This window comes from Nocardia exalbida NBRC 100660, from assembly GCF_000308575.1.
Lineage (GTDB): Bacteria > Actinomycetota > Actinomycetes > Mycobacteriales > Mycobacteriaceae > Nocardia > Nocardia exalbida.
In genome coordinates, this window is record NZ_BAFZ01000041.1 from 81619 (window position 1) to 96121 (window position 14503).

Genomic DNA, 14503 nt, shown 5'->3' on the forward strand with positions numbered 1-14503 from the left:
CGGGAAGGCGTATCTCTGTCATCGCTCCGGCCATGCGCGGCGCCGGGGACCACCTCCCGCGGCGCCGTTCGACGGTGGTCAGTGCTTGAAGGCGTCCTTCACCTTCTCGCCTGCGTCCTTCAGGTCCGACTTGACCTTGTCGGTGCGGCCTTCGTCGCGCTTCCCCCGGTCGCCCGTGGCCTCGCCGACCTTCTCTTTGGCCTGACCAGCAACTTTATCGGCCTTGTTCTTCGCCTTGTCGACTGTGCTCATGTCACAACCTCCTTGTGAAGAGACCGGCCGACCATCTTCAGCCGGTCTACTTCGCGATAGCCCGTTATCGAGAAGCCAAACGTCCGGCCTTTCCGCGCAAAGCGGAAGACCCGGTCGGAACCGGGTCTTCGCGAAATTCGGGCGTATCGAAACGACGAGCTCGCGCGGCGAGTGCGCCGGAAAGCGAATTACGAGGCGGGCACCGTGGGCGGCGTGAGAAGCCCCTGGAGCACACCGACACCCGCGCCGACAGCCGCGCCGACGGCGATGGCCGGGGACGCGACGAACCCGTAACCGATGGCGGCGCCGAACGCCATGACGGCCACCGTCCCGGTCGGGAACATCGGCAGGCCCGCGATGGCTCCGCAGACGGCGCCGATGACCGCGCCGATCGAGGCGACCGGCGAGGCCACCATGCTGCCCACCGAGGCGCCCATCGCGGTGGAACCGAGGATGTTGGCGGCGATGGCGTCGGAGCGCGACGGCTCGAAGCCCGCCGAATCCAACGTCTGCGCGATGCCGGCTTCGGGGCCCGCGACCGCGTCGTTGAACATCTTGCCTTGCTCGGGAGTGAGGAAGTCCGGCCTGCCGATCACCACCGAACCGACGCGCAGGGTGCCGGGAGGCGCCTCGATGGGCGCGACCGAGGGTGCCGGGGCGGCGGGGTTGGGCAGGTGCAGCCGCTGCGGGACGATCGGGGCGAGCACGTTCGGATCCGGCATCGGCCGGTTGACGCTCAGGTCGTTGCGGCCCGCCGAAACCGGGGGCGCGGGCGGAACGGCTTCGGGCGGAAGGGCTCCCGGATCCGCGGGATCGGCCGCCGGGGTGATGGCGCCGACGGCGGGCGCCGGAGCGAACGGGAGCTGGACGGAGATCTCCGGCAGCAGCGGATCAGCGGTGGCGGTCGCCGCGCCGACCACGGACAACGGGATGGCGCCCGCGACGACCAGCGTGGCGGCGCGGCGTAAGAAGGGGTGTGCTGAAGTTTCGGGTACTGCTATGCCCATGGACTTACCCACCTCATTCTGAAGAGGACATATACCTACCTTTCTAGTTCGATTCAGAAAGCCATACGGATGCGCGAAAGTTGGATTTCTTTTCCGATAGCGAGGAACCGCGCACGCGCCGAATCGAATCCGTGCGACGGTATCGAATATCGGTGGCGCCGTACGGCAACCGTTGACGTTCGCGATTGCGGTCCGATTACTGACGGAAATCAGGAAAACCGGCGGGGAAACGGGTTCGCGCCCCGCTGCAAGGCTTCCGGTCCGCATCGCGGACAGCCGGAGTGCCCCGGGGGGCGATCGCTCCGGGGCAACGAGACTGCGGCCGGTCCGTGGCGCGCTTGTCCCCTAGTCTGTCGGAATGGCAACTCCGAGTGTGTGGACCGTAACGACCACTACCCCCACTGAAGACGCTGCCCAATCCATCGCTCGCGCCGCGGTGACGGAGAAGCTGGCGGCGGGTGCGTTCATCACCGGCCCGGTCAAGTCGGTGTTCTGGCACCTCGGCGAATCCGGTGAAGGCCAGGAATGGCGCGTCGAGCTGCGAACCTCCGACACCACCCGGGACAAGCTCGCCGCCAGGATCAAGGAACTGCACCCTTGGGACAACCCGGAGCTGACCGGTCAGCCCATCGCATGGTGCCCCGATGAGTACGCGGACTGGGTGGACCGCTCTACAGTGGCATAGCCGCATCTGCCTGTACGGTGGCCGTGTCCCGAATCCGCATCCCGTCGGGGCGCACTGTGCGGAGGAGGGGTCATGTTCGCGCTCGTCGTGAGGTTCGACCTGCAAGACGCCGGGAAGGCGGCCGAGTTCGACAAGTTGGTGGCGGAAACCGTTCGAGCGATAACGGACTTCGAACCCGGGACGCTGGTGTACGCCACGCATACCGTCGAGGGGGAGCCGCTGTCGCGGATCTTCTACGAGGTGTACCGCGATCGCTCGGCCTTCGAGGAGCACGAGCGGCAACCGCACACGCGCCACTTCCTCAGCCGGCGGGAGAACTACGTCGCTTCGTTCCGGGTGGAGTTCCTGTCGCCCGCCGATACGAAGGGCCTGCCCGCGGCGGGCTGACCGGATCACAAGCGCGCGGCAATCCCGCACCATACGGCAAAGCCGTGGACGGTATCGACGCTGCGTGCTTCCGCACGAGCCAGCGCCCGCACCGTCTCGTGCACCATTGGATTCCACCGAGTCTGCGCCGGCGCAATCGCTTTCGCGGTAAGCAGCGCATCCAAGGCGCGTGCGCGGTCCCCATGCAGGAGGTATGCGCGCGCCAGGTCGATGTAGTGATGACCCGCGCGCTCCTTCGGGGTGCCATCGGGGATGACCAGCGACTGCGCCCGGTTGAGTGCTTCGGTGCCGTCCATGCTCTCCACGGCAAGCGCCACTGACCAGATTTCGACGTTTGTCGGCCCGAACGACAGAATGACGTCGCGATCATCACCGAGGCGCAGCGCGGTCTCCCGGGCCTCGGCCAAGTGCTTGTCGGCAAGGTCGCGATTGCCGCAGCGCGACGCGGCGAGCCCGGATTGCAGGTGCAGGCCCCCCCAGGCGATGAGGTCGTCGCGGTGTCCGGCGCTGAGGCGGGGTTCGATGCTGGACCGGCAGCGCTCCAAGAATCCGAGGGCGGCGGTCCAGTCACCGCCGGAGCTGAGTAGCGCCGCGCGGTGAAATTGACTGGTGGCGATCCACAATTCGCTGCCGGATTCGGTGGCCCCCCACGCGAGCCGATCGACGGCCAGTGCGGCGAGGTCCCCATACCCGAGTTTGTGGGCGATGCTGTGCGCGGAGTAGTACAGCTCGCACAACAGGAGGAGCGCATGGTTCCGCTCCCGGCCGCTGCTGCGGTGCACCGCAGCGCGTACCTCGCCGAGCAGCGGTGGCAGAGATCGGCCCAGTTTGTGGAACGAGGACGGGCGGCTCGGCCCGCATGTCCGAAACATGCCCGGCCCGTGCACATGGGTGGGAGCGACGGTTGTGGATGACCGCCACGACATATCCCTCCGGTACCTGATCAACCTCGCTCCGGTGACCGGGATAGACCGGAGACGGTGGCTCGGTGATCGCGATGGATAGGCCGACAACGGTTTTCGCGGACGCACCCACGACAATCCTGGAGACGCCGGTGGCACGGTGTCGCTTCTACCGAAACGTCTGCGGGCTACCGGCGCGCATCGATCCCGAGCTGGGCCGAATCTTCGTACCGGCGGGCAGTGTCGGCGCGATCACCGTGCCTGCGCAATTGGGGGCGATGGTGAAGATACGAATGCAGAAACTCGGTAGCCCTGCCGGACCGATCATTTCGCACCCGCGTTCGAAGCGGTGGACCTTCTTGGTGGCCCCGGATATCCCGCATGACATGCCGCTGTTCTCCGAGTTGTTCCGGCTGAACGCGACCCTCGCACCGATCGGTGCGCAGATCGCGTTGCCGTCACCCGCTGATGGTGTCGGTGATCGGTTCCGGGTATGGGCGCAGGCTCCGAGCGACTCTTACCGGCCGTCCGCGCTGGCGGTGATAGGTGCAATCCGGGATTGCGTGCGGCCCGGATACGGAGGTAGCGCGGGTGGGCGAGCAGCGCGCAACGGAAGACACGACTAGACGATCGACACACGCTTTCGAGAACCCGGACACCGCCGGAACGGGAGGAACCATGACCATTGCTGTCGCGATCCGCGTCACCGTGCTCACCAGCGCGTGGGTGCTCGGCACGGCCACCATCGCCGATGCCGAACCCGTACGCGCCGCGAACGACGAGATCGTGTGCTTCGTCCACGCCATCGAGCCGTGGAAGACCGATCACGGGTCGATGGCCCCGATCAACTACGGGTTCAAGGTGCACTGCACCGGTCCGGCCCGCGATGCGCAGCGTCACCACGAAGCTGTGGCGTTACGATGCTGCCGACGGGAAGTGGTACAAGCACGCCGAACGCATCGACACCAGCACTGACCCCGACGTGCAGGCGTTGTACTCCGCGTCGTGCTCGTCGGCGGGAATTTTCTACGGGTTCCATACCCAGGTGGAGGTGACCGCGATCGCCGGTACGTGGGACGACGGCGGCGACAACAGCGCCACCATTTCCGCGATCTGCTGACACGAAAGGGAAGGGCACCGCCGATGGGCACACTGGACCACCCAGCGGTCAGCGTAGCGCTCGATGCCCTTGCGGCCGTTGACTCGAGCCTCGCCCCGATCAACGTCGTCCTCCGGGAGGAGATCGTCGCAGTCCTTGTAGACGGCGACCGGGGCCGCTATATCGTGTTCGTCCACCCCGACGGTGACCAGTGGAAGACGCGCGGAACGATGTTCGGCGCACCCCGTCCTTCCGGTCCTCGGCACGAACACACCCCGGCCTGGGAGGCGCTGCAACGACTCGGCACCCGGTTCCGGTCGGCCACCGCCGACCGGTTCGGTGATGGCTGGTACGCGGTCATCGGCCGAGCCGCCCACGACGCGGTGTCCCTCTCGGTTACGTCCTCGTTGGAGGAATGCGTCGTGCCGATCGGCGCGGACGGTCTCGCGTTCGCGGTCATCCGCGCGACCGGCAGCGAGACACCGCGGGTTACCGTGACCACTCGCGACGGGCGAGCGATCACGGTCGGGCCGCTGGCAGCCTGACCGGAACTCACCCGACGCCCCGGGGCCGATCACCCCGGGGCGCACCGTGTCAGGAGGCTGCGGCGAATCCGGCGCGCAGGTCGGCGAGGATGTCGTCGATTCCCTCGATGCCGACGGCGAGGCGGACCAGGCCGGGGGTGACGCCCGCGGCCAGCTGCTCTTCGGGTGTGAGTTGTGAGTGGGTGGTGGAGGCGGGGTGGATCACCAGTGAGCGCACGTCACCGATGTTGGCGACGTGGCTGTGCAGCCGCAGTGCCTCGACGAATCGTTTGCCCGCGTCTACGCCGCCGGCCAGTTCGAAGCCGATCACCGCGCCGGTGCCCTTTGGCGCGAGGGCGCGGCCGCGCTCGTACCACGGGGAGGACGGCAGGCCCGCGTAGGACACCGAGGTGACTTCTGAACGGCCGGTGAGGAATTCGGCCACCGCCTGCGCGTTCTGCACGTGCCGTTCGATCCGCAGGCTCAGCGTCTCCAGGCCCTGGCTGATCAGGAACGCGTTGAACGGCGAGACCGCCGCGCCGAGGTCGCGCAGCAGTTGCACGCGCGCCTTGAGCGCGTAGGCGGGCGCGCCCAGCTCGGCGTACACGACACCGTGGTAGCTCGGGTCGGGTTCGGTGAAGCCGGGGAACCGGCCACCGGTCCAGTCGAACTTGCCGCCGTCCACGATCACGCCCGCGATGGCCGCGCCGTGTCCGCCGAGGTACTTCGTGGCCGAATGCACGACGATGTCGGCGCCGTGGGCCAGCGGCTGGATCAGGTACGGCGTGGCGACGGTGTTGTCCACGATCAGCGGGACGCCGTTGTCGTGGGCGACGCCCGCGATCCCCGGGATGTCGAGGATGTGATTCTGCGGGTTGGAGATCGTTTCGCCGTAGAGCGCCTTGGTGTTCGGGCGGATGGCGGCCTTCCACTGCTCGAGGTCGTCGGGATCGTCGACGAAGGAGACCTCGATGCCGAGCTTGGGCAGCGAGTAGTGGAAGAGGTTGTAGGTGCCGCCGTAGAGCCGGGGACTGGAGACGATGTGGTCGCCCGCTCCGGCGATGTTGAGGATCGCGAAGGTCTCCGCGGCCTGCCCGGAGGCCAGCAGCAGGGCGGCGACGCCGCCTTCCAGTGCGGCGATGCGCTGCTCCACCGCGTCCTGGGTGGGGTTCATGATCCGGGTGTAGATGTTGCCGGGCTCGGCCAGACCGAACAGCGCCGCCGCGTGCGCGGTGTCGCGGAAGGTGTATGAGGTCGTCTGGTAGATCGGCAGCGCGCGGGCGTTGGTCGTGCCGTCCGGAATCTGTCCGACGTGGATCTGCTTCGTCTCGAAGCTCCAGTTCTGGGACAGGTCGGGTTCGGTCATCGGGGAGGTCCTCCTTCTGGTGGGTGAGCGATCGGGGTGGGGCGGCGGCTAATCGGTGATCAGGGTGGTGTCGACCGGGGTGCGCCCGGTGGTGAGATCCAGCACAGGGCAGTGCGCGTCGACGGCCTGCCGGAGTTCGGCATAGCGCTGCTCGGTGTCGGGTCCACTGATGCGAACGGTCACCCGCACCGCTTGGAACCCGGCGCGGATGTTGTCATCCAAGCCGAAGAATCCGCGTACGTCGAGATCGCCTTCGGCGCTCACCGACAAATCATCGATCGTGATGCCGAGGCGCTGCGCCCAGAACCGGTAGGTCACTACTTGACACGAGATGAGCGACGCCAGATACACCTCGACCGGATTGGGCGCGGTGTCCGCGCCGCCGAGCGCGGGCGGTTCATCCACGCGCACGGTGTACTTGCCGAGGGTGATCGCGCTGCCCACCGTCCCCTCCGTGGTTCCGGAGGCACGGAACACCACCAGCGCGGTCGCCGCGTCTTCCGCGACGGCCCTGGCCGTCGCGTCGGCGATGTCGTTGAGCGGGGTGCTCACATCAGTTGTCATGTCCACTGACGCTAGGAACCGCGGCGGGCGACGGCGAGAGTTACATTCGGACTGAGTGCAACGATGGCCTTCCCCGCCACGCGGTCAGTCCGCGGTCTCGCTCTCCGGCTCCGGCGGCGGCGCGGTGGCCGCGTCGATCTGCTCGCCGACGTACCGCAGGACGACCGCGGCCATCGCGACCACGGGGACGGCCAGGAACGCGCCGACGATCCCGTACAGCGAGCCGCCCGCGGTGACCGCGAGCAGCACGATGACCGCGTGCAGCTGCATGCTGCGGCTTTGCAGCACCGGTTGCAGCACGTTGCCTTCCAGCTGCTGCACGGCGATGACGATGCCGAGCACGATCAGCGCGGTCACGAAACCGTTGCCCACCAACGCGACCAGCACCGCCAGCGCACCCGCGACGAACGCGCCGACCATCGGGACGAATCCGCCGAGGAAGGTGATCACCGCGAGAACCAGTGCCAGCGGCACACCGAGGATGACCAGCCCGGCGCCGATACACACCGCGTCGACCAGGCTGACCAGCGCCTGTGTGCGGATGAACCCGCCGAGCACGACCCAGATCCGGCCGAGCACCTCCTCCAGGTGCTTGCCGCCGCGGCTGCCGGAAACGCCGTGCAACCAAGGCAGGAAACGCGGTCCGTCCTTGACGAAGAAGAACACCAGCACCAGCACCAGGAACAGGGTGACCAGCACCGACGTCGCGGTGCTCACGCCGCTGAACACGCCGCTGGCGATCTGCTCCGAACTCGACTTGAGCCGGGAGACGATCGCGTCCACGGCCGAATCCAGTTGCTCGTCACGGATTCTCAGTGGCGGGCCTTGTAGCCAGTCGCGCACCTGTTCGACACCGGCGCTCGACTTGTCGGCCAGTTCCGGCGCCTGATCCACGACCGACGGCACGATCAGCGCGATGATGCCGGCCAGCACGCCGATGAAACCGAGCACCGCGATCGAGGCGGCCGCGGCGGGCGGCAGGCCGCGTGCGGTGAGCCAGCGGACGGGCGGCCACAGCACGGTGGCGACGACGATCGCCAGCGCGACCGGCAGGATCACCACCCACAGCCGGGCGACCAGGAATCCGAGCACCCACGCGCCCGCCGCGATGGCGACGATGCACAGCGCCCACTTGGCCAGCCACACCAGGCCCGCACCGATGACGTCGCCGCGATCGCGCGGTGCGGGCTTGTCCGGTCCGTGGCTTTTGCTACGTTCGCTCACCGGCCCAGTCTGGCACGTGAGGACCCGATCGATCAGGGCTCGCGGCCGCCCACCCGAGCCGTACAGCCTGTTTGACCCGGCAGCCCGGGGTCATCACCTGAGCAGATCATCGGAAGGGTGGTTGCCGTGCGGTGTGTGGTGTTCGGTGCGACCGGCTACATCGGCGGCCGCTTGGTGCCCGAGCTGCTGCGCGCTGGGCACACGGTGCGGGTGCTGGCTCGCACACCGGGCAAGCTCGCCGACGCGCCCTGGCGCGATCGCGTCGAGGTGGTGGCCGGTGACGTGACCGCCGCCGCCGACGTGCGCGCCGCACTGGACGGCCAGGACGTGCTGTACTACCTGATCCACTCGCTGACCCGGGCCGACTTCGACACCGTGGACCGGGAGGCCGCCACCCTGGTCGCGGCCGAGGCGGCGGACGCGGGGCTGACCAGGATCGTCTACCTGGGTGGCATCGTGCCGGACGCGCAGCGGTTGTCGCGGCACCTGGCCTCCCGCGCCGAAGTCGGCGAGATCCTGCGGGCGGGCTCGGTGCCCGCCCTGGTGTTGCGGGCCGCGGTGATCATCGGTTCCGGCTCGGCCAGCTTCGAGATGCTGCGCTACCTGACCGAGCGCCTGCCGATGATGGTCACCCCGCGCTGGGTGCGCAACCGGATCCAGCCGATCGCGGTGCGCGACGTGCTGTATTACCTGACCGAGGCGGCGGCGCTGCCCGAAGGCGCCGGCGGCGCGTTCGACATCGGCGGTCCGGACGTGCTGACCTATGTGCAGATGATGCGCGGCTACGCCGAAGTGGCTCAGCTGCCGCGACGACTGATCGTGCCGGTGCCGGTGCTGACGCCGTGGTTGTCGGCGCAGTGGGTGAATCTGGTGACCCCGGTGCCCCGCGCGATCGCCGTTCCGTTGATGGAATCCCTGATCAACGATGTGGTCTGTCACGACCGCGCGATCGCCGACCTCATTCCCGACCCGCCGGAAGGACCGACCGGTTATCGGCGGGCGGTGACGCTGGCGTTGCAGAAGATTCGCGATCTGGACGTGCCGACCAGGTGGTCGGATGCCCGTTCGCCGGGCGCGCCGTCGGATCCACTGCCCACCGACCCGGAGTGGTCGGGCGGTTCGCTCTACCGGGATGTGCGCGAACGGCACACCGACGCCGACCCGGCGACGCTGTGGCGGGTGATCGAGGCGATCGGGGGAGAACACGGCTGGTATTCGTTCCCGCTGGCCTGGTCGCTGCGCGGATGGATAGACCGGCTGGCGGGCGGCGTCGGTCTGGGCCGTGGCCGCCGCGACCCGCACCGGTTGCACGAGGGCGAGGCGCTGGATTGGTGGCGGGTGGAGCGGCTGGAGCGACCGCGGATGCTGCGTTTGCGCGCCGAGATGCGGGTGCCGGGCCGCGCGTGGCTCGAGCTCACGGTCGAACCGGACGGCCCGGGCGCCACCTATCACCAGTGCGCGTTGTTCGAACCGCACGGGCTGGCCGGGCACCTGTACTGGAAATCCATCGCGCCGTTCCACGCGGTCATCTTCGGCGGGATGGCGCGCAACATCACCGGCGCCGCGGAATCCTCCCGCACGTGATGACCCGTTAACCGGGAGCGGGGGAGTCCTCGATCGCCAGCGCCGCGGCGATCACCGGCCAGGAGTTGTGCAGGTCCTGCTGCCAGTAGCCCCAGGAGTGCGTGCCGAAGGGGCGGAAGTCGAAGGTGGCGGGTATGGCCAGTTCGCCCAACCGCTTGCTCAGGTCGTGGGCGCACCGGTTGATGACCGCCTCCAGAAATCCGCCGGTGACGAGCTGGCTGATCAATTTCTCGCCGTTGCCGTCGATGCCCGGCCCGTCGAAGGTGTCGAACGGGCCGGGTATGCCGGTGCCGGTGGAGACGTAGATGGCGGTGCCGCGCAGTTGTTCGGCGTGCAGGTAAGGGTCGTTGGCGGCCCATCGCGGGTCGGTGGGCGGTCCCCACATGTTGAGTGTGTTGCCGCGCCAGCGGGTGACGACGGCGGTGACCATGGCCTGGCCTTGCGGGTCGCTGGTGCGCACACACCCGCTGAAGGAGCCCAAGGCGCGGTAGAGCCCCGGTGCTGCCAGCGCGAGCTGGAATACCGAGGTGGCCGCCATGGAGATTCCGGCGACGGCGTTGGCGCCGTTGCCCGCGAAGGTGGCGTCGATCAGGGGCGGCAGTTCCCTGGTGAGAAATGTCGTCCAGCGTTGCCGGCCGAGCACCGGGTCGTCCACCCGCCAATCCGCGAAATAACTCCCCTCCCCGCCCATGGGCACGACGACGTTCACTTGTTTGTCGCGGAAGAAATCCTCGATATCGGTCTGCTTCGGCCAGTTGCTTCCTCCGGTGCCGCCGCTGGCTCCGTTGAGCAGATACAGCACGGGCGCCGGTCGCGAAATATCCGGCGCGCGGATTACTTTCACCGGGACCGTCGTGCCCATCGCGGCGGAATAGACCCGCACGTCGGTCAGGCGGCCGGTGTCCTGGCCTACTCCGAGCACCCGCGATCCGTCGGAGGGCACCGGCTCGGACGGATCCGTCTGCGCTGTCGCCGCAGGCCAGTTGGGTAATAATGTCGTGGTGGCGAGCGCGAGCGCCACGGCGAACGAAGTGACGATCGCGCCCGGCCTGCTTGTCGTCCGAGCCCGCACGCGAGACCTCCGAATTGGGTTCGTGCACTGTAATGCTGGCGAACGTAGGGCGCGATCACGCTGTCCGGCAAGCGCGGACGCGCATTCTTGGGAAACTCGACGAGGCGCCGGAGCGGGAGTCTGGTGGTGGTCACAAAATTCGGCGGCAGCCATGGTAATCCGATGATTTTTGTCGTTACCTTTCAAGGGGTCGGTCGAGGATTCTCCTCACCCGCACGAATCGAGAACACCTGTGGTCAATTTCGGTTTCATCGACGAATGGCATCCCACGGCGGGAGAGCTCACCAGTTGGCGGGCGGCACCGGAATCGCTCGCCGCGGCGCGCCGCGCCCCGGTGCATCCGGCGCCACCGTCCCATCAGCAGGAGGAGTATCTGCGCACCACGCACCGCAATGCGAACGCGGGCTTGCGCGTTTCGCGAGTGTGCATGATCGCGTTCACGATTCCCGGTGCGCCGGACCACGCCGCGATGACACGCACGGTCGAGGCCTTCCTGCGCAGGCACGACACGTTCTGGAGCTGGTTCGCCATCACCGCGGCGGATCGGGTGCAGCGCCGTGTTCTCGACCCCGGCGACATCCGGATGGTGCCCACCCAGCACGGTGTCTACGCCGACAGCGACGCCATCCGGGCGCACGTCCTCGCCGAGACGCCCGGTCCGCTGGACTGGGACTGCTTCGGTTTCGGAATCATCGAACACGCGGAGTCGTTCACGATGTACGCGGCGGTGGATCACTTGCATACCGATGGCGTGGCACAGGCGCTGTCGTGTGTGGACCTGTTGACGCTCTACGGCAGCGAATTGTCCGGCGGCAGCTCGACTCCCGCACCGGTGACCGGTCACATCGCCTACTGCGAGCGGGAACGCCGCCGCAGCGCCGAGCTGACCGCCGAGTCACCGCAGATCGCGGTCTGGCTGGAATTGTTGCGGCGCAACGGCGGTGACGTTCCCGGCTTCCCGGTGGACCTGTGGGTCGACGCCGACGAGCACGTGCGGGGTGCGCAGGTGACCACCGTCCTGATCGATGAACCGGGTGCGCTGCGTTTCGAGGAGGTCTGCCGGGCACATGACGGCCGGTTCACCGGCGGGCTGTTCGCCGCGGCCGCGCTCGCGGAGGTCGAACTGGCGGGCGGTGACTGGTATTTCGGTCTCACACCGGTGAACACGCGCCGCACCGATGCGGAGGCCGCCTCGGTCGGGTGGTACACGAATCTGATCCCGGTGGCTTTTCCGGTGGGCGCCGGTCAGTCGTTCACACACGTGGTCGCCGCGGCCCAGGCGGCCTACGACCAGGGCAAGGAACTGACCGACGTCTCCCTGCACCGCGCGTTGCAACTCGCGCCGCCCGGACTCGGGATCCGCACCCGGCCCGGGTGGTCCGCCCGCATGCTGTCGTACCTGGATATCCGCAAGATGGCGGGTGTCGAGATGTTCGACAAGATCGACGGCGGTATGTTCGCCAACCGCGGCAGTTCGCGCGAGGTCTACATCTGGGTCAACCGGTTCAACGATGTCACCACGCTCAGTCTGCTGTTCCCCGATACCCCGCAGGCGCACGAGGTGATCGGTCGCTACGTCACCGCCATGCGGACGATCGTCGCCGACGTCGTGGCGAACGGCGACCGCGCGGTGCGGGTCGGCGCCCTTCCATGAGCACGGGGGCGCGCATCGTCACCGGCCCGGTACCTCCCGCACGGCTCGAGCTGGCGCATGGCGCCCGGCGCGGTGCCCGCGGCCGACCGGCCGCCGATGGCCACGCTGACCGCTACCGGTATTCGATGACGCGGCGAACGCCCCGCATCCTTCCGGTGCTGGACTTACGCTGATCCCGGTGGCGATTTCGGAGCGACGACGGCTGGGAGTCTCGGTGGGCGCGGCATTGGTCAAAGGTCAGAACGGGGCATTGGATGTGGCGCGCGTGCTGGTGTCGGTGCGCACCGAGGCCGCGGTCGACGTGTCGGCGCTGCTGGTGACCGAAGCGGGGCGGGTGCGCTCGGACGCGGATTTCGTGTTCTTCAATCAGCCGAGCGCACCGGGCGTGTCGCTGGGGCAGGGAACGCCCGGCGCGCTGTCGGTTTCGCTGAGCGACCTGCCGGTGGACATCGCGCAAGTACGCGCGGTGCTCACTCTCGACGATCCGGCGCAGACCTTCGGCGGGTTCGCGCCTCCGGTCGCCACGGTCGCCGACGCGGCGGGAAACGTGCTCTACGAGTACCGCATCGAGGGCTTGGGCAGCGAATCCGTGGTGATCGCGCTCGAACTGTATCGCCGCCAGGGCGGATGGAAGGTGCGAGCGGTCGGGCAAGGTTATGCGGGCGGATTCGCCGCGCTGGTCACCGATCACGGCGTGAGCGTGGACGACGCCCCGGCGGTAGCGGCCTCGTCCGCGAATCGAGCCGAGCCCGGCCCGGCGGCAGGGCCCACCCCGGCGACGGACGTATTCACCGTCCCCGGCGAGGCGCAGCTCTCCTTCGAGAAGCGGGCGAAGCTGGACCTGCGCAAGCGGGAGGTCGCGAAAGTCCTCATCGACAAGAACGCTTTCGGCATCCGCGCGCGCGTCGTTCTGGTCGTCGACAAGACCGGCAGCATGAACCGCCAGTATCGCGACCAGGTGGTGCATCGCGTCGTGCAGCGGATGATTCCGGTGGCCACCCAGCTCGACGACGACGGCACCCTGGAGGCGTACCTCTACGCCCGCTCCTTCGCCAAGCTGCCCGACATCACGGTCGAGCACGGTGAGGAGTGGGCGCGAACCTATCTGCACCTCACCGGCACCCACGGCGGCATCGACTACGACGCGCTCGGCGCCCGCAACGAGGAGCTGCCGATCATGCGCGACATCATCGACTCGTTGCGCCCCGGCGGTCGCCCCACCCTCGTGCTGTTCTTCACCGACGGCGGCTTCGCCAAGAAGCGCGAGATCGCCGCGCTCATGCGGGAGGCCTCGCTGCTGCCCGCGTTCTGGCAGTTCGTCGGACTCGGGCGCGCCAACTACGGTCTGCTGCGCGCCCTGGACGAATTGTCCGACCGGGCGGTCGACAACGCGGGGTTCTTCGCACTCGACGACATCGATCAGGTCGACGACGCGCAGCTCTACGCCCGCTTGCTCGGCGAGTTCCCCGACTGGCTGCGCGCCGCGCGAAACGCGAACATCCTGCGCTGATCGCGCGTGGGCGTCATCGCCACAACGAGGCCGCGGCTGCCCTGCCCATGGAGCATCGCCCGCCTGTCATAGCGAGAAGCTATGACAGGCGGTGATCGCTCCGCTGCGGCTCAGCCGATGACGGCGTTCATGATGGTGCCGGCGCTGGTGGCGATCACCCCGCCGATCATGGCTCCCGCCACCATCTTCGGCGACTCGAGCCCGCCGCCGGTCCACTTCTCCCAGGCGAAGCGCCCACCGGCGTAGATGATGCCGCAGATGCCCGACAGGAGTACGAACCACGTCAGGTAGCGGACCAGTTGGAGGAACTTGTCGGAGATCGGCGGCGCTTCTGGGGTGGGATTGCCGATCTGCGCCAAGGTGTCGAAAGCGGCGGCCATGATCATCGTCGTTCGCTCATTCTGGATTCGGGACAGGGGCAAGTGAATCGCTGAGAAGATCGTATCCGTTCGCTCGCCCCGATGCAGTCAGGTCGGTGCAGCGCAGGGAAGTTCGTGTTTCCCCCGCCCGCACCCGGGTAGCCGAACCCGTGTCCGGCCGCGGAGGATTCGCACCGTGCGCACACCGCGGCGGGCCGCGTGCCCGTATCCTGGGCGTGGCCGAATTCATCGGTGGTCGAACAGTTTTCGCATAGCGGCTGGTCGACGCAGGGTTGCATTCGAGCGTAGAGGGA

At 68.1% G+C, this 14503-nt stretch carries 16 protein-coding genes; 8 read left to right on the forward strand and 8 right to left on the reverse strand.

Annotation, left to right across the window (positions count from 1 at the left end; genetic code table 11):
- Window positions 1–78: 78 nt before the first annotated feature.
- Complete coding sequence (locus ON29_RS08945; protein WP_040865702.1) at window positions 79–252, reverse strand: CsbD family protein; 174 nt, start codon at window positions 250–252, stop codon at window positions 79–81.
- 188 nt (window positions 253–440) lie between these two features.
- Window positions 441–1259 carry a hypothetical protein gene (locus ON29_RS08950; RefSeq protein ID WP_157172707.1) on the reverse strand — a complete coding sequence of 273 codons (819 nt, stop codon included), beginning with the start codon at window positions 1257–1259 and terminating at the stop codon, window positions 441–443.
- 358 nt (window positions 1260–1617) lie between these two features.
- Here ON29_RS08950 and cutA point away from each other — a divergent pair, with 358 nt between their 5' ends.
- Window positions 1618–1944: a divalent-cation tolerance protein CutA gene (gene cutA / locus ON29_RS08955; RefSeq protein ID WP_040865703.1), complete on the forward strand. Its 327-nt coding sequence runs from the start codon at window positions 1618–1620 to the stop codon at window positions 1942–1944.
- 72 nt (window positions 1945–2016) lie between these two features.
- The gene (locus ON29_RS08960) at window positions 2017–2331 is read left to right on the forward strand and encodes a putative quinol monooxygenase (RefSeq protein ID WP_040865704.1); all 315 of its coding nucleotides are present in this window, start codon (window positions 2017–2019) and stop codon (window positions 2329–2331) included.
- 5 nt (window positions 2332–2336) lie between these two features.
- Here the strand turns inward: ON29_RS08960 and ON29_RS08965 are convergent, their stop codons facing one another.
- The gene (locus tag ON29_RS08965) at window positions 2337–3113 is read right to left on the reverse strand and encodes a hypothetical protein (protein ID WP_051175014.1); all 777 of its coding nucleotides are present in this window, start codon (window positions 3111–3113) and stop codon (window positions 2337–2339) included.
- A gap of 711 nt (window positions 3114–3824) precedes the next feature.
- Here ON29_RS08965 and ON29_RS08975 point away from each other — a divergent pair.
- Genes ON29_RS08975 through ON29_RS08980 form a run of 3 tightly spaced genes read left to right on the forward strand, consistent with a single transcriptional unit; the run spans window position 3825 to window position 4877 of the window.
- Entirely contained in the window at window positions 3825–4208 is a 384-nt protein-coding gene (locus tag ON29_RS08975) for a hypothetical protein (protein WP_157172708.1), read from the forward strand.
- 7 nt (window positions 4209–4215) lie between these two features.
- Window positions 4216–4353 carry a hypothetical protein gene (locus tag ON29_RS35700; RefSeq protein ID WP_157172709.1) on the forward strand — a complete coding sequence of 46 codons (138 nt, stop codon included), beginning with the start codon at window positions 4216–4218 and terminating at the stop codon, window positions 4351–4353.
- Window positions 4354–4376: 23 nt separating this feature from the next.
- Window positions 4377–4877: a hypothetical protein gene (locus tag ON29_RS08980; protein ID WP_040865706.1), complete on the forward strand. Its 501-nt coding sequence runs from the start codon at window positions 4377–4379 to the stop codon at window positions 4875–4877.
- A gap of 49 nt (window positions 4878–4926) precedes the next feature.
- Here the strand turns inward: ON29_RS08980 and ON29_RS08985 are convergent, their stop codons facing one another.
- From ON29_RS08985 to ON29_RS08995, 3 genes are all read right to left on the reverse strand, one after another.
- A complete protein-coding gene (locus tag ON29_RS08985; RefSeq protein WP_040865707.1) occupies window positions 4927–6222 on the reverse strand; it encodes a bifunctional o-acetylhomoserine/o-acetylserine sulfhydrylase in 1296 nt (431 codons plus the stop codon).
- A 48-nt stretch (window positions 6223–6270) separates the two neighbouring features.
- The gene (locus tag ON29_RS08990; RefSeq protein ID WP_040865825.1) at window positions 6271–6786 is read right to left on the reverse strand and encodes an OsmC family protein; all 516 of its coding nucleotides are present in this window, start codon (window positions 6784–6786) and stop codon (window positions 6271–6273) included.
- 84 nt (window positions 6787–6870) lie between these two features.
- Window positions 6871–8010, reverse strand: coding sequence for an AI-2E family transporter (locus tag ON29_RS08995; RefSeq protein WP_051175015.1), 1140 nt, complete (start codon window positions 8008–8010; stop codon window positions 6871–6873).
- A gap of 117 nt (window positions 8011–8127) precedes the next feature.
- Between ON29_RS08995 and ON29_RS09000 the strand changes: the two genes are divergently transcribed.
- Window positions 8128–9594: an SDR family oxidoreductase gene (locus ON29_RS09000; RefSeq protein WP_245548874.1), complete on the forward strand. Its 1467-nt coding sequence runs from the start codon at window positions 8128–8130 to the stop codon at window positions 9592–9594.
- Window positions 9595–9601: 7 nt separating this feature from the next.
- On the opposite strand, the gene ON29_RS09005 is transcribed toward ON29_RS09000, so the two are convergent.
- Complete coding sequence (locus tag ON29_RS09005) at window positions 9602–10666, reverse strand: alpha/beta hydrolase (RefSeq protein ID WP_040865709.1); 1065 nt, start codon at window positions 10664–10666, stop codon at window positions 9602–9604.
- 232 nt (window positions 10667–10898) lie between these two features.
- On the opposite strand from ON29_RS09005, the gene ON29_RS09010 reads away from it, so the two are divergent.
- Together ON29_RS09010 and ON29_RS09015 are read left to right on the forward strand one after the other, a co-directional pair.
- Window positions 10899–12320 (forward strand): condensation domain-containing protein, encoded by a 1422-nt coding sequence (locus ON29_RS09010; protein WP_040865710.1) that lies wholly within the window; start codon window positions 10899–10901, stop codon window positions 12318–12320.
- Window positions 12321–12498: 178 nt separating this feature from the next.
- Window positions 12499–13830: a vWA domain-containing protein gene (locus tag ON29_RS09015; RefSeq protein WP_245548875.1), complete on the forward strand. Its 1332-nt coding sequence runs from the start codon at window positions 12499–12501 to the stop codon at window positions 13828–13830.
- A 110-nt stretch (window positions 13831–13940) separates the two neighbouring features.
- Here ON29_RS09015 and ON29_RS09020 read toward each other — a convergent pair whose 3' ends face one another.
- The gene (locus ON29_RS09020) at window positions 13941–14216 is read right to left on the reverse strand and encodes a hypothetical protein (RefSeq protein ID WP_040865712.1); all 276 of its coding nucleotides are present in this window, start codon (window positions 14214–14216) and stop codon (window positions 13941–13943) included.
- Window positions 14217–14503 lie beyond the last annotated feature (287 nt).